This window comes from Streptomyces gardneri (assembly GCF_006539185.1).
In the GTDB taxonomy this organism is placed as follows: domain Bacteria; phylum Actinomycetota; class Actinomycetes; order Streptomycetales; family Streptomycetaceae; genus Streptomyces; species Streptomyces gardneri.
The window spans coordinates 49,219-69,403 of the sequence record NZ_BJMN01000022.1; the positions used below are offsets into that span (position 1 = coordinate 49,219).

The 20,185-nt window shown below is 71.9% G+C and carries 14 protein-coding genes; 7 read left to right on the top strand and 7 right to left on the bottom strand.

The features are described from left to right. Positions 1-287: 287 nt before the first annotated feature. The 6 genes from SGA01_RS17705 to SGA01_RS17730 all read left to right on the top strand — a co-directional run bounded on the left by SGA01_RS17705 (position 288) and on the right by SGA01_RS17730 (position 12,185). Positions 288-6,362 (top strand): type I polyketide synthase, encoded by a 6,075-nt coding sequence (locus tag SGA01_RS17705; RefSeq protein ID WP_141297457.1) that lies wholly within the window; start codon positions 288-290, stop codon positions 6,360-6,362. Next, on the top strand, positions 6,359-8,197 hold the full coding sequence (locus SGA01_RS17710; RefSeq protein ID WP_141297458.1) for a non-ribosomal peptide synthetase: 1,839 nt from the start codon (positions 6,359-6,361) through the stop codon (positions 8,195-8,197). The genes SGA01_RS17705 and SGA01_RS17710 overlap by 4 nt, the downstream gene beginning before the upstream one ends. 70 nt (positions 8,198-8,267) lie before the next feature. After that, a complete protein-coding gene (locus SGA01_RS17715) occupies positions 8,268-10,061 on the top strand; it encodes a beta-ketoacyl synthase N-terminal-like domain-containing protein (RefSeq protein WP_141297459.1) in 1,794 nt (597 codons plus the stop codon). Then, complete coding sequence (locus SGA01_RS17720; RefSeq protein WP_141297460.1) at positions 10,058-11,302, top strand: cytochrome P450; 1,245 nt, start codon at positions 10,058-10,060, stop codon at positions 11,300-11,302. Before SGA01_RS17715 ends, SGA01_RS17720 begins: the two co-directional genes overlap by 4 nt. Further along, positions 11,302-11,493, top strand: coding sequence for an MbtH family protein (locus tag SGA01_RS17725; RefSeq protein ID WP_141297461.1), 192 nt, complete (start codon positions 11,302-11,304; stop codon positions 11,491-11,493). Before SGA01_RS17720 ends, SGA01_RS17725 begins: the two co-directional genes overlap by 1 nt. Beyond that, on the top strand, positions 11,490-12,185 hold the full coding sequence (locus SGA01_RS17730) for a formyltransferase family protein (protein WP_055640632.1): 696 nt from the start codon (positions 11,490-11,492) through the stop codon (positions 12,183-12,185). The genes SGA01_RS17725 and SGA01_RS17730 overlap by 4 nt, the downstream gene beginning before the upstream one ends. Positions 12,186-12,259: 74 nt before the next feature. Here SGA01_RS17730 and SGA01_RS17735 read toward each other — a convergent pair whose 3' ends face one another. The 6 genes from SGA01_RS17735 to SGA01_RS17760 form a co-directional block, all read right to left on the bottom strand. Then, positions 12,260-12,769 (bottom strand): hypothetical protein, encoded by a 510-nt coding sequence (locus tag SGA01_RS17735; protein ID WP_141297542.1) that lies wholly within the window; start codon positions 12,767-12,769, stop codon positions 12,260-12,262. A 128-nt stretch (positions 12,770-12,897) separates the two neighbouring features. Continuing rightward, positions 12,898-14,073: an ROK family glucokinase gene (locus tag SGA01_RS17740; RefSeq protein WP_141297462.1), complete on the bottom strand. Its 1,176-nt coding sequence runs from the start codon at positions 14,071-14,073 to the stop codon at positions 12,898-12,900. Positions 14,074-14,110: 37 nt separating this feature from the next. Continuing rightward, positions 14,111-14,917: an ATP-binding cassette domain-containing protein gene (locus tag SGA01_RS17745; protein WP_141297463.1), complete on the bottom strand. Its 807-nt coding sequence runs from the start codon at positions 14,915-14,917 to the stop codon at positions 14,111-14,113. After that, complete coding sequence (locus SGA01_RS17750; RefSeq protein ID WP_141297464.1) at positions 14,914-15,969, bottom strand: ABC transporter permease; 1,056 nt, start codon at positions 15,967-15,969, stop codon at positions 14,914-14,916. The genes SGA01_RS17745 and SGA01_RS17750 overlap by 4 nt, the downstream gene beginning before the upstream one ends. Then, on the bottom strand, positions 15,966-16,985 hold the full coding sequence (locus tag SGA01_RS17755; protein WP_141297465.1) for a sugar ABC transporter substrate-binding protein: 1,020 nt from the start codon (positions 16,983-16,985) through the stop codon (positions 15,966-15,968). Before SGA01_RS17755 ends, SGA01_RS17750 begins: the two co-directional genes overlap by 4 nt. Positions 16,986-17,072: 87 nt before the next feature. Beyond that, positions 17,073-17,801 (bottom strand): GntR family transcriptional regulator, encoded by a 729-nt coding sequence (locus tag SGA01_RS17760; protein WP_141297543.1) that lies wholly within the window; start codon positions 17,799-17,801, stop codon positions 17,073-17,075. Positions 17,802-17,966: 165 nt separating this feature from the next. Here SGA01_RS17760 and SGA01_RS17765 point away from each other — a divergent pair, with 165 nt between their 5' ends. Continuing rightward, positions 17,967-18,968 carry a Gfo/Idh/MocA family protein gene (locus SGA01_RS17765; protein WP_141297466.1) on the top strand — a complete coding sequence of 334 codons (1,002 nt, stop codon included), beginning with the start codon at positions 17,967-17,969 and terminating at the stop codon, positions 18,966-18,968. Between the two features lie 38 nt (positions 18,969-19,006). Here SGA01_RS17765 and SGA01_RS17770 read toward each other — a convergent pair whose 3' ends face one another. Next, a complete protein-coding gene (locus tag SGA01_RS17770; protein ID WP_141297467.1) occupies positions 19,007-20,185 on the bottom strand; it encodes a cytochrome P450 family protein in 1,179 nt (392 codons plus the stop codon).

Here is a 20,185-nt window from a genome sequence, read left to right on the forward strand (position 1 = left end):
GGCATCGTGATGTTGGTCGGTCGGGGCAACTACTTCGTCATACGGGCCATGTCAGCCCGCTGGTCCTAGGCCTGGAATCGCAGTCGCGGAGCGACGCGGCCAGGAGACGCGCGATGCATGCCCCGGCGGCCGGACCGCCGGGAAGCAGTCCTGAATCAGATCCCGATCCGTATCGGCCAGGATGACTCCACGGGAGTCATTTCGAGACCGCAGGCCCCCGACCGTGCCCATCGGCACGGCCGCAGGTGCGCCACGGTCACCCCCACCCGCCCTGCTGAGGAGCCGTCATGCCCCAAGAGCGCGCAGAACCAGATCCGCGTGCCATAACGGATTTTCTTCTTTCTCACGTCGTCGAGCTGATGGATCTGCCCAAGGACGCGGTGGACCGCTGGACACCGATGCACCGGTACGGTCTCGACTCGCTCAAATTCACCCGTCTCGCCACCTCGTTATCCGAATTCGTCGGCTGGAAAGTTCCCGTCACCTGGATGTGGCAGTACCCCTCCGTCGACGAGCTGTGCCGTGCGCTCGTCGAGGGGCCGCGCGGCGCGGGGACCGCCCCCGGCCCCGCCCCGGGCAACGAGCGCCGTACCGGCGTGCACGAGCCCGTGGCGATCGTGGGCATCGGCTGCCGGTTCCCCGGCGGACCGGACCCCTCCGCGTTCTGGAAGCTGCTGTCCGAGGGTCGCGACGCCGTCGGACCGGTGCCAGCCGCACGCCGCGAGCTGTTGCGCGGCTCGGCCCGCTGGGGCGGGTTCATCGACGGCATCGACCAGTTCGATCCCCTCTTCTTCGGCATCTCACCCCGCGAAGCGGTCCAGATGGACCCGCAGCAGCGGCTGATACTCGAACTGGCCTGGGAGGCGCTGGAGGACGCGGGGGTCGCGCCCGACAGCCTCGTCGGCACCGAGACCGGCGTGTTCATGGCCTCCTGCTGGGGCGACTACGCCGCGCTGGCGCACTACCGGGGGCCGGACGCCCAGATCACCCCGCACACCGCGACCGGCATGCACGACGGCATCATCGCCAACCGCGTCTCCTACGTACTCGGTCTGCAGGGCCCGAGCATGGCCATCGACGCCGCCTGCGCCGGGTCGCTGGTCTCGGTGCACGCGGGCTGCCAGTCGATCTGGATGGGCGAGAGCGAGCTGGTGCTCGCCGGCGGCGTGAACCTGAGCTTCGTCTCCGACTACTACACCGCCATGGACGCGATGGGCGCGCTCGCCCCGGACGGCCGCTGCAAGTCGTTCGACGCCCGGGCGAACGGTTACGTCCGCGGTGAGGGCGCCGGAGTCGTCGTCCTCGCCCCGCTGAGCGTGGCCCTCGAACGCGATCTGCCCGTGTACTGCGTCATCAAGGGCAGCTCCTCCCAGAACGACGGTCTGAGCAACGGCATGACCGCGCCGAACCCGCAGGCGCAGGAGCTGATGCTCCGCAACGCCTACCGGCGGGCCGGCATCGCGCCCTCCCTCGTCGACTACATCGAGTGCCACGGCTCCGCGACGCCCCTCGGCGACCCGATCGAGGCCAACGCCATCGGCGCGGTCCTGGGCGGCGACCGCGCGGAGCCGCTGCGGCTCGGCTCCGTCAAGTCCAACGTCGGGCATCTGGAGGCGGCGGCCGGCATCGTCGGCCTGGTCAAGCTCGCCATGTCGATCCGCAACGGCGTGCTGCCGCCGAGCCTGCACTACTCCTCCCCGAACCCGCAGATCCTGTTCGACGAGTACAACCTCACCGTCCAGGACCGGCTCACGGCCTGGCCCAGGCGCTCCGACGCGCGGCGGGGAGGCGTCAGCTCCTTCGGCTTCGGCGGCGCGATCTGTCATGTCGTCGTCGAGGAGCTGCCGCGGTCCGAGGGCAGCCTCCTCCTGCTGGCCGGGGACTCCCGGGAGGCGCTGGCCGAGCGGGCCTCGGCGCTGCGTGACGAGAGCGACCTGCGGGCGGTCTGCGGACGCGCCCCCGGCGACGGGAAGTTCCGGCTGGCCGCCGCGGCCCGTGACCTGACCGAGCTCAGGACACAGCTCGACGCCTTCACCGCCGGCACCCCGGCCGCCGGGCTGAGCGCCGGGGAGCAGACCGCGCGCAAGCCGCGGGTGGCCTTCCTGTTCTCGGGCAACGGTTCGCAGTGGGTGGGCATGGGCCGGCAACTGCTTGCCGGCAACCCGGTGTTCCGCCGGTCCATGACGCGCTCCGACCAGCGGATGCGGGAGCTGCTCGGCTTCTCGCTCGTCGAGCAGATGACGTCGGCCGACGGCCGTATCGACGACATGGACGTCTTCCAGCCGCTGCTGTTCTCCCTCCAGGTCGCCCTGGCCGACACCTGGCGGTCCCTCGGGGTGGAGCCGGACGTCGTCGTGGGGCAGAGCGTCGGCGAGTTCGCCGCCTCCCACATCGCCGGCGCCCTCGACTTCGAGGACGCGTCCCGGCTGGCCGCCCATCACGGCCGGCTCCTCCAGCAGCTGGCCGTGGGGCGCGGCGACGGCATCGTCGTCACGACCGGCGCCGACGCCGTACGGCCGTACCTCACCGGTCAGCTCACGATCGCCGGCCACAACGGCCTGAACTCGACGCTGGTCACCGGCACACCGCAGGAGATCGACGAGCTCGTCCAGCGGCTGACCGACGAGGGTGTCACGAGCCATCGGGTACGGATGGGCCACGCCCCGCACTCGCCGCTGGTCGACCACGTCCTCGCCCCGCTGAAGGTGGAACTCGACGGCATCAGGCCCCGGGCCACCCGCGTCCCGATGGTCTCGACGGTCACCGGCGAGCTCGTCGACGGCACGGAGCTCGGGCCGGAGTACTGGGCGGAGAACCTGCGCCAGGAGATCCGGGTGGTCGACGCCCTGACGACCCTGCGCGACCACGACGTCGACGCGGTCGTCGAGATCAGTCCGCACCCCGTCCTGCTCAAGTCCGTGGCCGAGATCCTGCCGACGGCGGCCACGCTGCCCTCGCTGCGGCGCGGCACCGACGAGGCCTGGACCCTGCTCGGCTCGCTCGGTGCGCTGTACACCGCGGGGCATCCCGTCACGGCCACCCCGTTCCTCGCGGGTGACCGGGGACGGCACGTCACGCCGAGCCGGGGCGAGGCCGCGCCCGACGAGCGGGTGCATCTCGTACCCGTCACGGCGCGCACCGAGGAAGCGCTGGCCGACACCTGCCGCGAGCTGTCCAACCACGTCGAGCGCGACCCGGGCCTGCGGGTCTCCGACCTCGCGTACACGCTCGCCACCAGGCGTACGCACCACGGCCGGCGGATCGCGCTGTTCGCCCGCAACCGGCAGGACGTCCTCGACGGACTCGCCCGGGTCGCCGCGGGTCGGCCGCACCCCGACGTCGTCACGGGCACGGTCTCCGGCAGTGGCGACCGGCGGGTGGCGCTGGTGTTCTCCGGCGGGGGCACGCAGTGGGTCGGCATGGGCCGGGAGCTGCTGCGCTCGCACACCGGGTTCCGTACGTGGATGACCGCCTGCGACGCCGCCGTACGGGCGGCCGGCGGCTGCTCGGTGCTGGATCAGCTCGCCGCCCCGGCCGACGAGGCCCGGTACGAGGAGATGGACTTCCAGCAGCCCGTGCTGTTCGCCCTCCAGGTCTCGCTCGCGAAGGTCTGGCTCGGCCTCGGCATCGAGCCGACGGCGGTCGTCGGACACAGCCTGGGCGAGGTCGCCGCCGCCTGCGTCGCCGGTTCGCTGTCCCTGGAGGACGCCGCCCGTGTCGTGGTCGCCCGCTCGCACCTGCTCGAACGGAAGGCGGCGGCCGGGGCGATGATCTCGGTCGACCTGCCGGAGCAGGAGCTGCTGCCGAGGCTCGCCCCGTACGCGGAGCACGCGGCCGTCGCCGTGGTGAACAGCCCCACCAGCGCCGCGGTGTCCGGCTCTCCCGAAGCGATCAGCGCCCTGGAGGCCGATCTCCGGGAGGCCGGGATCTCGACCAGGAGGATCCGGGTCGAGCGGCCGGTGCACAGCCCCGGCATGGACCCGCTGATCGAGCCGCTGCGCGAACTCATCGACGGCATCAGCCCGTCGAGGAACACGATCGAGTTCCGGTCCACCGCGCTCGCCGACACGGTGAACCCGGTCGCGGACGTCGACTACTGGGTGCACAACCTGCGCAACCAGGTGCGGTTCGCCGAGACGATCGGCACTCTGGTCGACGAGGGCGTCGGCACGTTCATCGAGATCGGCCCGCACGAGACGCTGCGCGGCGCGGTCGAGGAGATCGCGCTGACCCGTGGAGCCCAGGTGCACGCGATCAACTCCCTGCGCCGCGAGGAGAGTGACGTCCGCTGCCTGCTGGGGGCCGCCGCGTCGCTGTACGTCAGGGGCCTGCCGCTGACCTTCGACTCGCTGTTCGCCGACGACGCCGAGGTCGTGGAGACCCCGCTCGTGCAGTGGCAGAAGGAGCGCTACTGGCTGGACGCCACGCCGCTCCCCCAGGTCGGGTCCACGGCGGTCGTCGGGACCGCGGCCGTGACGGAGTCCGTGGCCACGACCGCCACCGCGTCCGTGACCTCGCCCGCCGTCGAGGCCGTCGCCGCCGTGTCCGTGCCGGACAGGCCGCTCGCGGAGGTCGTCCTCGGCGAGATCGCCGACGCGCTGGGCGTACCGGCGAGCAGGCTCGACCAGGGCGCCGGACTGCGGGACTTCGGTCTCGACTCGATGCTCGCGATCCGCCTCGTCAACAGGCTCCAGTCGCTCTTCGGACACCGGGTGTCCCCGGTGGTGTTCCTGGACGGCCGCTCCGTCTCCGAGGTCGTCGCCCACATCGTCGAGACCGTCGGCCCGCCGGGCGCCACCGCGAAGGCCGTTCCGGCGCCTGCCGCCGAGGTGAGGCCGGAGCCGACGGCACCCGAGCCCGAGCCGGCCCGGTCGTTCCTGGACGACCTGTCCGAGCTGGACGCCGAGGAGCTGGTCGAGGAACTGGCCGCGCGCGGGCTCCTGGAGCCCACCGACGCACCGGCGTCGGAGCAGCTGCGCGCCGACGGCCTCGGTCTCGAAGTGGCGGCGGCCTCGCACGGCCAGGCCTCGCTGTGGTTCATGCAGCAGGTCTCGCCGGACGCCGTGCCGTACAACTTCATGGTCGCGGCCCGGATCCGTGCCGAGGTCGACGAGAAGGCGCTCGACGGCGCCGTGCGGGCCGTGATGGAGCGGCATCCCGCGCTGCGCACGCTCTTCGTCGAGGCCGGCGGCCGACCGCACCAGGTCGTCCTGGACGAACCGGTGTACGAGTTCCTCGTCGTGGACAGCTCCGAACTGGACGACGAGGAGGCCCGCGAGGAGCTGGCCGAGTACGGGCACGAGCCGCTGGACCTGGACAACGGTCCCCTCGTGCGGGTGGTGCTGATGACGCGCGGCCCGGCGGACCACTTCCTGCTTGTCCTCGTCCACCACATCGCCTCGGACGCGGCCTCGGCCGACGTGATGATCCGCGAACTCCAGGAGTTCTACGAGGGCGCCGACCCCGCCGGCCGCGAACCGGTCGCCCCCTACACGGAGTTCGTGGAGTGGGAGCGACAGTGGCTCGACGGACCGGCGGCCGACGCGGCGCTGGACTGGTGGTCGCGGAAGCTCGCCGACCCGCCTGCCCACCTCGATCTGTCCACCAGGGAGCGGCCCCCGGGCGTCACCTACGAGGGACGCGACCTCACGCTCCGCTGGAGCGTGGAAGAGACGCGCCTGCTCCGGGAGTTCGCGGTCCGCGAGGGCGTGTCGATCAGCACCGTCGTCCTGGCCGGCTTCTTCGCCACCCTCAACCGCGCGGCCGGGGTCGAGGACTCCGTCCTGGCCACCGCCATCGCCCAACGCGCCGAACCCGGCTGGGAATCCGCCATCGGCTACTACCTCAACACGGTGCTGGTACGGGCGGAGCCCTCCGGTGACCGCACCTTCCGCGATCTGCTGGGCGAGGTCCATGCCTTCTCGCTCGGTCTGGTCGAGCACATGAACTACCCGCTCGACCTGCTGGCCTCCCAGCTGAAGCCGCCGCGGGCCGAGGGCCGCTCCCCGTGGTTCGACGTGGTCGTGAACTGGCTCTCGTCCGAGGCCTTCCCCCGGTCCGTGAAGCTCTTCCACGGCATCGGCGACACCATCGCGCCCGACGGCGCCCTCCCGCTCGAACCGCTCCAGGTGCGCAGGCACCTCGCCAAGTTCGACCTGGAGATCTCGATGGCCGACATCGACGGCGAGGTCGTCGGCCACATCCAGTACAAACCCAGCTATCTGGAGAAGGAAACCGTGACGGCACTGCTCGCGCTCTACCGCACCGTGCTCTTCGACTCGATCGCCCGACCCGACCTGGCGCTGCGGGACATCGCGCCGAGCGGTCTCCCCGAGGCCCAGGCCGAGGAGTCGGACCGGTGACCGAGACCCTGCACTCCGAGTTCGTCGAGCAGGCGGTAAAGAACCCGGGCGCGCCCGCGGTCTACTCCGACGCCGGCGTCCTGACCTACGGCGAGCTGAACGAGCGCTCCCGCGTGCTGGCCGAGCGGCTCGTCGCCGACGGCGCCGGACCCGGCGTCCCGGTCGGCGTCTGCGTCGAGCGCACGCCCGACCTGCTCGTCGCCGTCCTGGCCGTGCTGCGCGCCGGCTCCTGCTACGTGCCGCTGGACCCGAACTACCCCGCCGAGCGGCTGGCCTTCATGGTCAAGGACAGCGGGACCCGTCTCCTGCTGACCACGCCCGCGTCCCGGGCCAACTGCCCGGCCGGACCGACCGTGGTCGTCCTCGGTGACACCGTGACGACCGAGCCCGGCGACCGCCCCGTGCCGGTCGTGCCCGAGGACACCGCGTACATCATCTACACCTCGGGCTCCACCGGCCTCCCGAAGGGCGTGGCCATCCACCACGGCGGCTGCGTCGCCATGCTGTCCGAGATGGACCGCATCTTCGAGGGCCGCGACATGAGCGGCATCTCGGCGGCCAGCTCGATCTGCTTCGACATGTCGGTGATGGAGATCTTCCCCGCCCTGTGCCGCGGCGGCGCCGTCGTGCTCGTGGAGAGCGCCGTGCACCTGCCGGACAGCGCGTACGCCGACAGGATCACCCACCTCAACGTCGTCCCGTCGGTGATGAACGGCCTGCTCGACGCCGGCGGCCTCCCGCCGAACGTGCGCACGGTCGTCTTCGGCGGCGAGCCCCTGCGGCGCAAGCTGGTGGACCGGGCGTACCGGGAGACCGGCGCCGACCGGGTCTACAACGCCTACGGGCCGACCGAGGCGACCGTCTTCAGCTCGCACAAGTGGGTGCCGGAGGACGAGACCGACGAGCCCTCGATCGGCGCACCCTCGTCCACCGCCCGTGCCTACGTCCTCGACGAGAACCTGAAGCCGCTGCCGGCCGGCGTGCCCGGCGAGCTGTATGTCGGCGGGGTCGGGCTCGCCCACGGATACGTCAACCGGCCGCGCACCACGGCCGAGCGGTTCGTGCCGGACCCGTTCCTGGACGGCGAGCGCATGTACCGCACCGGTGACGTCGTCACCTGCACCGAGGACGGCGAGCTCCGGTTCGGCGGCCGCTCGGACCACCAGGTCAAGCTGCGCGGCTTCCGCATCGAGCTGGAGGAGGTCGAGGCGCGGCTGACCGGCCGGCCCGGGGTCCGCGAGGCCGCCGCCGTCGTCCGGGGCAACCGGCTCATCGGCTACGTCGTGCCGGCGGACGACTCCCAGGAGGCGTCCCGGGAGGGTGACGGCGTCTGGCTGGACGCCGAACGCCAGGCCGCGCTCACCGGCGGGCTCGCCGCCGAGCTGCCCGACTACATGGTGCCGGGGACGGTCGTGTTCCTGACCGCGCTCCCGCTGGCGCCGGGCGGGAAGCTCGACCGCGCCGCACTGCCCGATCCGCCGGCCGCCGATCCCGGGACGCCGCTGAGGGCCGCGAGCACGCCGACCGAGGTGGCGCTGGCGGAGATCTGGGGCCAGCTGCTCGACCTCGAACCGACGGGCATCGACGTCCAGGCCGCGTTCTACGACCTCGGCGGCGACTCGCTGCTGCTCGTCCGGCTGGCCAGGCTGATGACCCGGCGGTTCGACCGCCGGGTCCGCGTGCCCGACCTCTTCAGCTTCCGTGACATCGCCTCGCTGGCCCGCTGGCTCGACGCCGAGAGCGGCGCCACCCCCGAGATCGTCGAGTCGGCCCGCCGCCGCGCGGGCGCCCGCCGCGCCGCGCTGCGCGGCCGTGCCGCCCCCACCGACAACTGACCCTCGGTCATTTGTCCTCCATCGACCACCACTTGCCGCTCGGCATCCGCCTCGAAGCAGGAGCTTCCCCATGACCGACAGCCCCGAGCAGGACTACGACCCGGGTGACGTGGCCGTCATCGGCATGTCCCTCCGGTCGCCCGGAGCCCGTACCAAGGAACAGTTCTGGGACAACCTCGTGCACGGCAGGGAGTCCGTGTCCTTCCTGGAGAAGGACGACATCCACGTCGACGAGACCCTGATCCACAGCCCGTTCTACGTCCGCGCCTGCGGCGTGCTCGACACGTACGACAAGTTCGACCCCTCGGTCTTCGGCATCAGCGACCGGATGGCGGCCGCGATGACCCCGGAGAACCGCCTGTTCCTGGAGAGCGCGTGGGAGACGCTCGAGGACGGCGGCTACGACCCGGACCGGGTGCGGGCCGAGATCGGGATGTACGGCGCCAACAACCCGCAGACCGCCGCGCTCTACAGCTCCCCGCCGGACCGGGTGTCGGTCGGCCCCGAGGCGATCGAGGCGAGTCTGGCGTGGTCGCCGGACACCATGACGTCCAACGCCCTCTACTACATGGGGCTGACCGGCGAGGCCGTGACCGTCGCCGCCGTCTGCGCCGGCTTCCACTACGCGGTGCACCTCGCCTGCCAGTCGCTGCTGCTCGGCCAGACCGACATGGCGATCGCGGGCGGCGCGATGGTCCGTCTGCCGCACCCCCGCGGCCATCTGTGGGAGGAGAACCGCATCCTCTCCAAGGACGGCCACTGCCGCCCGTTCGACGCCAACGGCACCGGCACGGCCCTGTCGAGCGGTGTCGTCACCGTCCTGCTCAAGCCGCTGGGGCAGGCCGTCGCCGACCGCGACCACATCTACGCGGTGGTCAAGGGCTCGGCCGTCAACAACAACGGTGTCAGCGCGATGGCCTACGGCCTGGCCCAGCCCGAACGGCTGAGCGCGTGCATAGCCGCCGCCATGGAGGTCGGGGGCGTCAACCCGGACACCGTGTCCATGTACGAGGCCAACGGTCTGGGCCTGCCGATGACCGACGAGCTCGAAGTGCACGCGGCGAGCATGGCGTTCGGCAAGCAGACCGCCACCACCTCGATCGGCGGGGTCAAGGGCAATGTGGGCCACGGCGGTGTGGTGTCGGGCGGCTTCGGCGCGATGAAGGCCGCGCTGGCCCTCTTCCACAAGAAGCTGCCGGCGACGATCAACCTGACCGAGGCCAACCAGGACCTCGACTTCCCCAGCACCCCCTTCGTGCCGCAACTGGAGACCGCCGACTGGGAGTCGGAGTCCGGCATCCGCCGTGCGGGCATCACCTCGATCGGCGGCGGTGGCTACAACGCGCACCTCGTCCTGGAGGAGCCGCCGACGGTCGCGGAGCGCACCCCCGAGGCCGACGGCAGGCCGCGACTGGCGACGCTGTCGGCCCTGGACGACGATGCCCTTGACCGTCAGCGCGTACGGCTGAGGGAGTGGCTGATCGCCCACCCCGAGCTGCGGCTTGACGACATCTGCTTCAGCCTCAACCTGGGCCGCAAGGTGATGGAGCGCCGGTGGGCGGCCGTCGTCCGCAGCCGTGCGGAGCTGATCGACGCCCTGGCCGCCGACTCCTCAGGGGCTCCGGCCGTCACGACCGCCTCGGCGCCGCGGGTGGACGCGGAGTCCTTCCACAGCAACGACGACGGAATCGTGCTGTCCGGGCGGGACGCGCAGGCGCTGCCCGAGCTGACCGCGCTCGCCGCGGCGTGGGTGACGGGCCGGCGGGTGGACTTCGACTCCCTGCACCTCGGGGAGACCAGCCACCGAGTGCCCCTGCCCACGTACCCCTTCCGGCCGCGCCGCTTCTGGCGTACGGACTGGTGACCGTGAGGACGACCGCACGGCACATCGACACCGTGGACCTGGGCGACCCGGCCACCTTCGCGGAGCACGACCTCGGCGCGTTCTGGCGCACCCTGCGGGACACCGCGCCGGTGCACTGGAACCCGCCGGCCGGCGGCCGCAAGGGTTTCTGGGTGCTCTCCCGCCACGAGGACATCATGGCCGCCTACCGGGACGACGTGAACTTCACGTCCGAGCGCGGGAACGTCCTGGTCACGCTCCTGGGTGGCGGGGACGCCGGCGCCGGCCGCATGCTGGCCGTCACCGACGGGCCCCGGCACCACGAGCTGCGCAAGATCCTTCAACGGGTGCTCTCGCCGAGGGTGCTCGACGAGGTGGCGCGGACGGTGCGGGTCAACACCCGGCGGTGGATCCGCGAGGCGGTCGAGAGCGGCGGCTGCGACTTCGCCGAGGAGATCGCCGGCCGGATCCCGATGACGACGATCTCCAGCCTGCTCGGCGTGCCAGAGGAGGACCGGGAGTTCCTGCTCTCCCTCACCAAGGCCGCGCTGTCGACCGAGGACGAGGGCGTCGGCGAGGTCGACTCCGAGATGGCTCGCAACGAGATCCTCATGTACTTCATGGACATCGTCGAGGAGCGGCGCGAGTCGCCGGGCGACGACGTGATCAGCATGCTCGTCGGCAGTTCCCTCGACGGTGTGCCGCTGTCCGACGAGGACGTCGTGCTCAACTGCTACAGCCTGATCATCGGCGGCGACGAGACCAGTCGGCTCACGATGATCGACTGCGTCCGCACGCTCGCGGCCCGGCCCGAGGAGTGGCGGCGGCTCAAGCACGGTGAGGTCGCGGTCGACACCGCCGTGGACGAGGTGCTGCGCTGGGCGTCGCCCACGATGCACTTCGGGCGCAGTGTCGTCCGCGAGACCGAGCTGCACGGTGTGCGGCTGCAGCCCGGCGAGATCGTCACGCTGTGGCACGCCTCCGGCAACCGCGACGAGCGGGTCTTCGACCGGCCCGGGACGTTCGACCTCGGCCGTACGCCCAACAAGCACCTGGCCTTCGGCTACGGCCCGCACTTCTGCGTCGGCTCGTACCTGGCCAAGGTCGAGATCGCCGAACTCCTCATGGCGTTACGGGACTTCACCACCGGATTCGAGCAGACGGCGGAGTCGCTGCCGATCCGGTCCAACTTCCTGACCGGGTTCTCCACACTTCCGGTGCGGTTCCTTCCCGATCACTCCGGAATGAAAGAGGTCGACTGATGAACGGCAGCAGCCCCTTCGACGCCGGCGAGGGCGACTGGCTGGTCGTGGTGAACACCGCCGGGCAGTACGCGCTGTGGCGACCGCATCTGGACGTGCCGAAGGGCTGGCGGGTCGTCCACTCGGGCCCGGACCGCGAGAGTGCCCTCGACCACGTCGAGCGGCACTTCACCACGGCGGTGGGCCGGTGAACATCTACCTGTCAGGACGAGGCGGGTTCGCGGTGGAGGTCGCGGACGCCCTGCTCGACGAGGGGCACAAGATCGCCGGCGTGTCCGCCCCCCGGCTGCGCAAGGGCCAGTCCGACGAGGGCAACGCGATGGCCTGGGACCGCCTGCGCGGCTGGGCGTTCCCCCGGGGCATCCCGTGGACGGACTCGGCCGAGCTGCGGGCGATGCATGTCCCGGACGGGGTGGACGTCATCGTCGCCGCGCACTCGCACGCCTTCCTCGGCCGCAAGACCCGGGCCCGGGCCACGATCGCCACCATCGGCTACCACCCCAGTCTGCTGCCGCTGCACCGCGGCCGGGACGCGATCCGGTGGACGGTCCGCGACGGTGACAAGGTGACGGGCGGGAGCGTCTACCACCTCACCGAGCGCACCGACGGCGGCCCGCTCGCCGCCCAGGAGCACGTGTTCGTGCCCCCGGGCTCGACCGCGCAGAGTCTGTGGCGCGAGCATCTCGCGCCGCTCGGTGTGCGCCTGCTCCTGAAGGTGGTCGCCGATCTCGCCGAGGGCCGCCGGATCGAGGTCCCGCAGGACGAGAAGCTGGCGACCTGGGAGCCCGCGATGGACTCGGCACCGCTCTTCAAGCCCGAGCTCATCGCCCTGCCGGGTTCGACGCCCGTCGACAGCAGCAAGTGGGCGCTTCATTCGCCGTGACGGTCTCGGACCGGGCTGGTGTCACGCCGGTACGGCCGGCGTGACACCAGCCGCGGCCTGGCTCGGCCCGGGGGTCAGGGGCTGGTGGTGGAGACCGCGTAGACGCGGGGGAAGGCCGGGTCCGTGAGGTCGACGGTGATGTCGGTGGTCGGGCGCGGTTCCTCGCGCTTGACCGTCGTGCCCGACCAGGTCGTGCCCTCGTGGAAGGTCCAGCCGACGATCTCGGAGTCCCGGTCGCCGATGGTGATCCGCCCAGGGGTGAGCTGGGAGCGGGAGGTGCCGGCGTTGAAGAGGAAGAAGTCGAGGCCGTAGGCGTCCGTCGTGAACTGGACGTAGAGGCGGCTGGTCTTCCAGTTGCTCGTCTCGTAGTACGCGACGTCCCAGGCGCCCCAGGGGACCGGGACCTCGAAGACCCGGCGCTTCATCCAGGAGGGCGGGTTGGTCTGGAGGCCGGCCGCCGAGGACTCGCGTTCCTTGTCGCGGCCGCTGTCGCGGCTCTGGCCCGCGGAGACGACGAGGTAGCCGGCGGGGATGCCGACGAGCAGCACGATGATGACGGCCGTGATCCAGCGGCGCCGGATCATGTGCCGGTGGTCCTCCGGAAGCTTCCCGTCGGACCGGTGAGGCGGCTGGGCCTGATGGGACTCGTGGGACTGCGGGGACTGCTGGGACTGGTGGGACTGGTGGGACTGGTGGGACTGGTGGGGCAAAGTCATGAAGCGGGGTCCTCGGGAGTACGGGCGGTCCGGCCCGAGGTCCCGCTGCGCAGGGCCTGGGCGTAACGCTCGTAGCGTTCGTACCGCTCGACACGGCGCCGGTTGGCGCGGCGGAAGCGGCGGGCGACGAGCCGTGCGAGGTCGGCGGCGCCGACCATCCCGGCCTCGGGGCCGAGCTGGGCGCGGACGATGCGGGCCTCGGGGCGGTAGCCGCGGCCGGTGAGGTGGCGGCGGAAGGCGTCGCGGGCGGGGCCGATGAGGAGGTCGTCGGCGGCGGAGACGCCCCCGCCGATGACGAAACAGGAGGGGTCGAGGGCGGCGGCGAGGTTGGCGATGCCGACGCCGAGCCACTGGCCGATGTCCTGGAGCAGCTCGATGCTCATGGCGTCGCCCTCGCGGGCGAGCTCGGTGATGAGCGGTCCGGTGATGTCGGGGATGCTGCCCTTGACCCGCTCGATGATCTCGTACGCCACCGGGGAGTCGGCGGCGGCCAGCTCCCGGGCCTCGCGGACGAGGGCGTTGCCCGAGCTGTACTGCTCCCAGCAGCCGCGGTTGCCGCAGGGGCAGCGGTGGCCGCCGGGGACGACCTGCATGTGCCCGAACTCGCCGGCGACGCCGTACTTGCCCCGCTTGACCTGGCCGTCCTCCAGGATCGCGCCGCCGATGCCCGTACCGAGGGTGATCATGACGAGGTGGTCCTCGCCGCGTCCGGCGCCGAAGCGCCACTCGGCCCAGGCGGCGGTGTTGGCGTCGTTGTCGACCATGACGGGGACGGCGAGCCGGCCCTGGAGGGCGTCGCGGAGGGGTTCGTTGCGCCAGGCGAGGTGCGGGGCGAAGAGGACCCGGGCCCGGTCGGCGTCGACCCAGCCGGCCGCGCCGATGCCGACGGCGTGCACGTCGTGCCGGTCGGCGAGGTCGAGGACGAGCTCCACGATGGTGTCCTCGACGACCTTGGGGCTCTTCGACTTGTCCGGGGTCTCGGTGCGGAGCTTCTCCAGGATGTTGCCGTCCGCGTCGACGACCCCGGCCATCACCTTCGTACCGCCGATGTCGATGCCGACGGTCGGCACGCGGGGCGCCGTCAGGTGGGAGCGCCGCTCCCGGGTCCCGACGGTCCGCAGCACGGTGCCCCGGGCCGATCCCCGGTGGGTGAGGTCGCGGTAGGTACTCATCGGTTCCGATTCTGCCAGGTGGGGTGTGAAGCGGCCGTTACGTCGCGGACGGGCGTTCCAGCTCGTGGCGGAGGTCCTCCAGCTCGGTGCCGCCGGCCATCTGGCGGGTCAACTCGTCGAGCGTGACGGAGTCCTTGGTGTGGCTGCCGGCCATCACGCCCCGCTTGAGCAGGACGAACCGGTCGCCGACGAGGTAGGCGTGGTGGGGGTTGTGGGTGATGAGGACCACGCCGAGGCCCTCGTCACGCGCGGCGGCCACGTACTTCAGGACGACCCCGGACTGCTTGACGCCGAGCGCGGCGGTCGGCTCGTCGAGGACGAGGACCTTGGCTCCGAAGTGGACGGCGCGGGCGATGGCCACGCACTGGCGCTCGCCGCCGGAGAGGGTGCCGATGGGCTGGTCGACGTCGCGCAGGTCGATGCCCATGCGGAGCAGCGCCTCGCGGGTGGTGGTCCGCATGAGGTCGACGTCGAGCCGCTTGAAGGGGCCTGAGCCCTTGGTGGGCTCGGAGCCGAGGAAGAAGTTCCGCCAGACGGGCATGAGGGGGACGACGGCGAGGTCCTGGTAGACGGTGGCGATGCCCCGGTCGAGGGCGTCGCGCGGGTTGGCGAGGGTGACCTCCTCGCCCTCGATGCGGAAGGTGCCGGCGTCGTGCCGGTGGAGCCCCGCGACGATCTTGATGAGGGTGGACTTGCCGGCTCCGTTGTCGCCGAGGACGCAGGTGATCTCGCCGGAGCGGACCTCCAGGGAGACCCCTTCGAGGGCGCGGATGTTGCCGTAGTACTTGCTGACGTCGTCGAGCTCGACGAGCGGAACGGACTCGGTCTTCGTCGACGTCGTCACTTGGTGGCCTCCACGCGCTTGCGGATCCAGGCGTTCAGCAGGGTCGCCAGGAGGAGCATCGCTCCCAGGAAGAACTTGAACCAGTCGGGGTTCCACTCGGCGTACACGATGCCCTTGCTGGTCATGCCGAAGATGAGGGCGCCGACCGCCGAGCCGATGGCGGAGCCGTATCCGCCGGTGATCAGGCAGCCGCCGATGACGGCCGCGATGATGTAGATCAGCTCGTTGCCGACGCCTTCGCCCGACTGGACGACGTCGAAGGAGAAGAGCAGGTGCTGGCCGGAGATCCAGGCGCAGAAGGCCACGCCCATGTAGAGCCCGATCTTCGTCCGGTAGACCGGGACGCCGACGGCGCGGGCGGCGTCGGCTCCGCCGCCGACGGCGAAGATCCAGTTGCCGAAGCGGGTGCGGAGCAGGATCCAGGTGGCGAGGGCGACGAGGCCGAGCCACCACAGGATGGTGACCTTGAGCTCGACGCCGCCGACGGTCACCTGGGAGGCGAAGAGCTTGCGGGCGGAGGGGAAGCCCTCCATGTCGGCGATGGTCTTGGTGGAGACGGTGCCGCTGATGAGCTTGGTGAGGCCGAGGTTCAGGCCGGTCAGCATGAGGAAGGTGCCCAGCGTGATGATGAAGCTGGGCAGCTTGGTGCGGGTCAGCATGAAGCCGTTGAAGACGCCGATCGCGAGGGTGACGAGCAGCGAGACGCCGACGCCGACCCAGACGTTCGCCGTCATCTGGTAGCTGAACATCGAGGAGACGAGCGCCGAGCTGGTGACCAGCACACCGGCGGAGAGGTCGAACTCGCCGCCGATCATCAGCAGGGCGACCGGGACGGCCATGATGCCGATGGTGGAGGCCGCGTAGAGCACGGTGCCGAGGCTCGCGGGGCGCAGGAAGCTGTCGGCCGCGATCGAGAAGAAGGCGAAGACGGCGATCGCGCCGACGACCGAGCCCAGCTCGGGGCGGGCGAGGAGCTTCTTCAGCGGGGTGGTGCGCAGGAGCCGTTCGTCGACGTGGTCGAGACCGTCGGACGGTGGGGCGGTGGAGCTCATCGGGTACCCCGCTCCGCGTACTGCTTGAGCGCGCCCGCCTGGTCCTTGGTGATGATCTGGGGGCCGGTGAGGACCGGCTTCCCGCCGCCGAGGACGTCGGCGTTGTAGCGGTACAGCCAGAGCAGGTCGACGGCCTCGTACCCCTGGAGGTAGGGCTGCTGGTCGACGGCGAAGCCGAGCGTGCCGGCCTGGAGGGCGCTCGCGACCTTGGCGTTGAGGTCGAAGGTGTCGACCTCGGCCTTGCTCCCGGCGCTCTTCGCGGCCTGGACGGCGGCGTCGGCGAAGGGGGCGCCGAGGGTGACGACGGCGTCGACGTCCTTGTCGGACTGGAGCTTGGCCTCGATGGAGGCCTTGACGTCGGGCATGTTGGTGCCGTCGACGTAGAGGTTCACGAGCTCGCCGCCGAAGGTCTTCTTCGCTCCGGCGCAGCGCTGCTCGTGGCCGATGTTGCCCTGCTCGTGCAGGACGCAGAGGGCCTTCTTCCTGCCGCGGGCGTCGAGCTCGTCGCCGACGGCCTCGCCGGCGACGGCCTCGTCCTGGCCGATGTGGGTGAGGGCGCCGAAGGCCTTGGACTGCTCGGCGCCGGAGTTCACGGTGATCACCGGGATGCCGGCCTTGACGGCCTTCTCGACGGCGGCCTTCATCGCGTCGGGCTTGGCGAGGGTGACGATCAGGCCGTCGACGCCCTTGGCGACGTACGAGTCGATGAGCTGGGCCTGCTGCTGGGCCTCGTCGCTGTGCGCGTAGAGGAAGTTGATGTTGTCCTTGACGGCGGCCTGCTTGGCGCCGTTCTGGACGATGTCCCAGAAGGTGTCGCCGTCACCGGAGTGGGTCACCATGGCGAAGGTCCAGCGGGGGGTGTCGACGGCCGCCCTGCCCTGTGCCGCCGCGGCCTTGCGGGCGTCCTCCGCCCGCTTCCCGCCGGTGCTGCTGCACCCCGCGAGCGCTCCTGTGAGCGCGAGCGCGAGCACGGCGCCGATGACGGCCCGTACCCCTCCTGTCCGAAGCCTGGTCACGAGGCCGTGCCCTCCTTTGTGTCCTTCTGCGTGCATTGCAGTATCGGTCATGCGGGTCGTGGCACTTGTCAGGGGGGCCGTCGGGGGCTACGGACGGACCATCAGCTGGAGCTCGAAGGAGTAGCGGGCGGCCCGGTAGAGATGGGATCCGTGCTCGACGGCCCGGCCCGTGTCGTCGTAGGTGGTGCGCTCCATCGTGAGCAGCGGGGCGCCCTCCTGCTCGTCGAGGAGCGCGGCCTCCTCCGGGGTCGCGGCGCGGGCGCCGATGGACTGGCGGGCGCTGTGCAGGGTGAGCGCGGCGGAGCGGAGCATCCGGTAGAGGCCGGTGGTCTCCAGGCGCCCGGTGTCCGGTTCGTCCGGGCCGAGGAGCCCGGCGGGCAGGTGGTTGCGCAGATACGCCATGGGCTCGCCGTAGGCGGTGCGCAGCCGCTCCAGGTAGTGGACGTCGGTGCCCTCGGGTACGCCGAGGGCGGCCGCGACCGGTGCGGTGGCGGGTTCGAGGCGGTTGGCGAGGACCCGGGTGGCGGGGCGGCGGCCCGCGGCCTCCAGGTCGTCGTAGAGGCTGCTGAGCTCCAGCGGGCGCCGGACCCTGCTGTGCACGACCTGGGTGCCGACGCCCCGGCGGCGGACGAGGAGGCCCTTGTCGACGAGGGACTGGATGGCCTGGCGGACGGTGGGGCGGGAGAGGCCGAGGCGGGTGGCGAGCTCGATCTCGTTGCCGAGGAGGGTGCCCGGGGGCAGCGTCCCGTTCTCCACCGCGGCCTCCAGCTGCTGGGCCAGCTGGAAGTAGAGCGGGACCGGACTGGTGCGGTCCACGGAGAGCGGGGGCAGGGGGGAACCGGACTGCTTGGCCACCTGGGGAGCGTATCCGGGCACGCCGACGACCGGAAGCCGACGGCAGACAGGGGGGACATGACGTCGTGACGTCCGGTTGTCCTGACAATCCTTGACACCGGGGTCGTGCGGCTCCACGGTGGGGCCATGCGCATCGGACTCATCGGTACGGGACGGATCGGGAGCTTCCACGCGGGGGTACTGGCCCGCCACCCGGAGGTCGAGTCGCTGGTCGTGGCGGACGCGGACGCGACGCGGGCGGCCGGGGTCGCGGGGGCGCTCGGCGCGGAGGCCGCGCCCGACGTGACCGCGCTGCTCGGGCACGCCCTGGACGCGGTGGTGATCGCCTCGGCGACGGCCGCACACGCGGAGCTGATCGCCCGCGCCGCCGGGGCGGGGCTGCCGGTCTTCTGCGAGAAGCCGATCGCCCTGGACGTGCCCGCCACCCGGGCGGCGCTGCGGGCCGTGGCGGAGGCGGGCACCGAGCTCCAGCTCGGGTTCATGCGCCGCTTCGACACGGGGTACCGGGCGGCGCGCGAGGCGGTGCGGTCGGGACGGCTCGGCCGGCTGCACACCGTGCGGGCGGCGACGTCCGACCCGGAGCCGCCGCCCGCCGCATACCTGCCGCTCTCCGGCGGGCTCTTCCGGGACTGTCTGGTGCACGACTTCGACATCGTGCGATGGGTGACCGGGCGGGAGGTCGTGGAGGTGTACGCGACGGGCTCGGACGCGGGTCCCGCGATGTTCCGGGAGGCGGGGGACGTGGACACGGCCGCCGCACTCCTCACCCTGGACGACGGCACGCTGGTCACGGTGACCGGGACCCGGTGCAACGGCGCGGGGTACGACGTGCGGCTGGAGCTGGCGGGCGAGCGCGACCAGATCGCGGTGGGCCTGGACGACCGGACCCCGCTCACCTCGGTGGAGCCGCAGGGGCCGCCGGCTCCGGGGAAGCCCTGGCAGGGGTTCCTGGAGCGGTTCGCCCCCGCGTACGAGGCGGAGCTCGCCGCCTTCGTCCGGCTGGTGCGCGGCGAGGCGCCCAATCCGTGCGACGGCCGCGAGGCCCTGGCGGCGCTCCGCGTCGCCGAGGCCTGCGAGCTGTCCCGCCGGGAGCGGCGTCCGGTCCGGGTGGACGCGGCCGCTCCGTAACGCGCTCTCGCGGCCGTTCCGTAAGGCGGTCTCTCCGCTCACCAGCGCACCGGGAGGTGGCGGACCCCGCGGATGAGGAGGCCGGGCACCCACTCCCAGGGGTCGCCCTCGGGGTCGAGTTCGAGCCGGGGGAAGCGGTCCAGGAGGGTGCGGAGCGCGATCCTGCCCTCCAGGCGGGCGAGCGGGGCGCCCAGGCAGTAGTGCATGCCGTGGCCGAAGGCGAGGTGGCCTCGGGTGTCGCGGCGGATGTCGAAGCGGTCGGGGTCGGGGAAGCGGGCCGGGTCGCGGTCGAGCGCGCCGATCGCCACCAGGACGCTCGCGCCCGCCGGGATCTCGGTGCCGCCGAGGGTGACGGGCTCGCGGGTGAAGCGGAAGGTGCTGGTCTCCACCGGGCCGTCGTACCGCAGGGACTCCTCGATCGCGCCGTCGAGGAGGTCGGGGTCGGCGCGCAGGGCGGCGAGCTGCTCCGGGTGGGTGAGCAGGTTGCGGACGGTGTTGGAGATGAGGTTGACCGTGGTCTCGTGGCCGGCGATGAGCAGCAGGTAGGCCATGGCGCGGAGTTCGGGCCCGGAGAGCCGGTCGCCGTCCTCGGCGCGGGCGGCGATGAGGCCGGAGAGCAGGTCGTCGGCGGGGCCCGCGGCGCGCTTGTCCTCGATGAGCCCGTCGAGGTAGCCGCCGAAGCCTTGCAGGGCGCCGAGGTAGCCGTCCTCGCCCGCGGGGGTGACGAGCTCGTTCGACCAGTCGCGGAAGGTGTCGCGGTCCTCGGCGGGGACCCCGAGGAGTTCGCAGATGACGGTGATCGGCAGGGGGAAGGCGTAGGCGTCGACGAGGTCGGCGCGCCCGGCCGGTTCCATGGCGTCGGCGAGTTCCCCGGTGAGCCGCTCGATACGGGGGCGCAGGGCCTCGACCCGGCGACCGGTGAAGACACCCGTGACCAGTCGGCGGAGCCGGGTGTGGTCGGGGGCGTCCGCCGCGAGGAGGTGGACGCCGATGACGTCCTCCTCCGGCGGCCGTACGCCGATGACGGAGGGGGACTTGGCGAGCCGGGGGTCGGCGAGTGCGGCGCGCCCCTCCTCGTGGCCGACGACCAGCCAGAACTGGTAGCCGTCGGGCATGCGTACCTCGTGGACCGGGCCGGACGTACGGAGCTTGGCGTAGTAGGGGTACGGGTTCGCGGTGAAGTCCGCGCCGTACTCCCCCAGTTCGATGACGGACAT

Bases quoted from the DNA above. Each gene is read 5' to 3' on its own strand.
- SGA01_RS17770 (WP_141297467.1), bottom strand. From the start codon at position 20,185: ATGTCCGTCATCGAACTGGGGGAGTACGGCGCGGACTTCACCGCGAAC.
- SGA01_RS17765 (WP_141297466.1), top strand. From the start codon at position 17,967: ATGCGCATCGGACTCATCGGTACGGGACGGATCGGGAGCTTCCACGCG.
- SGA01_RS17725 (WP_141297461.1), top strand. From the start codon at position 11,302: ATGAACGGCAGCAGCCCCTTCGACGCCGGCGAGGGCGACTGGCTGGTC.
- SGA01_RS17705 (WP_141297457.1), top strand. From the start codon at position 288: ATGCCCCAAGAGCGCGCAGAACCAGATCCGCGTGCCATAACGGATTTT.
- SGA01_RS17750 (WP_141297464.1), bottom strand. From the start codon at position 15,969: ATGAGCTCCACCGCCCCACCGTCCGACGGTCTCGACCACGTCGACGAA.
- SGA01_RS17715 (WP_141297459.1), top strand. From the start codon at position 8,268: ATGACCGACAGCCCCGAGCAGGACTACGACCCGGGTGACGTGGCCGTC.
- SGA01_RS17740 (WP_141297462.1), bottom strand. From the start codon at position 14,073: ATGAGTACCTACCGCGACCTCACCCACCGGGGATCGGCCCGGGGCACC.
- SGA01_RS17735 (WP_141297542.1), bottom strand. From the start codon at position 12,769: ATGATCCGGCGCCGCTGGATCACGGCCGTCATCATCGTGCTGCTCGTC.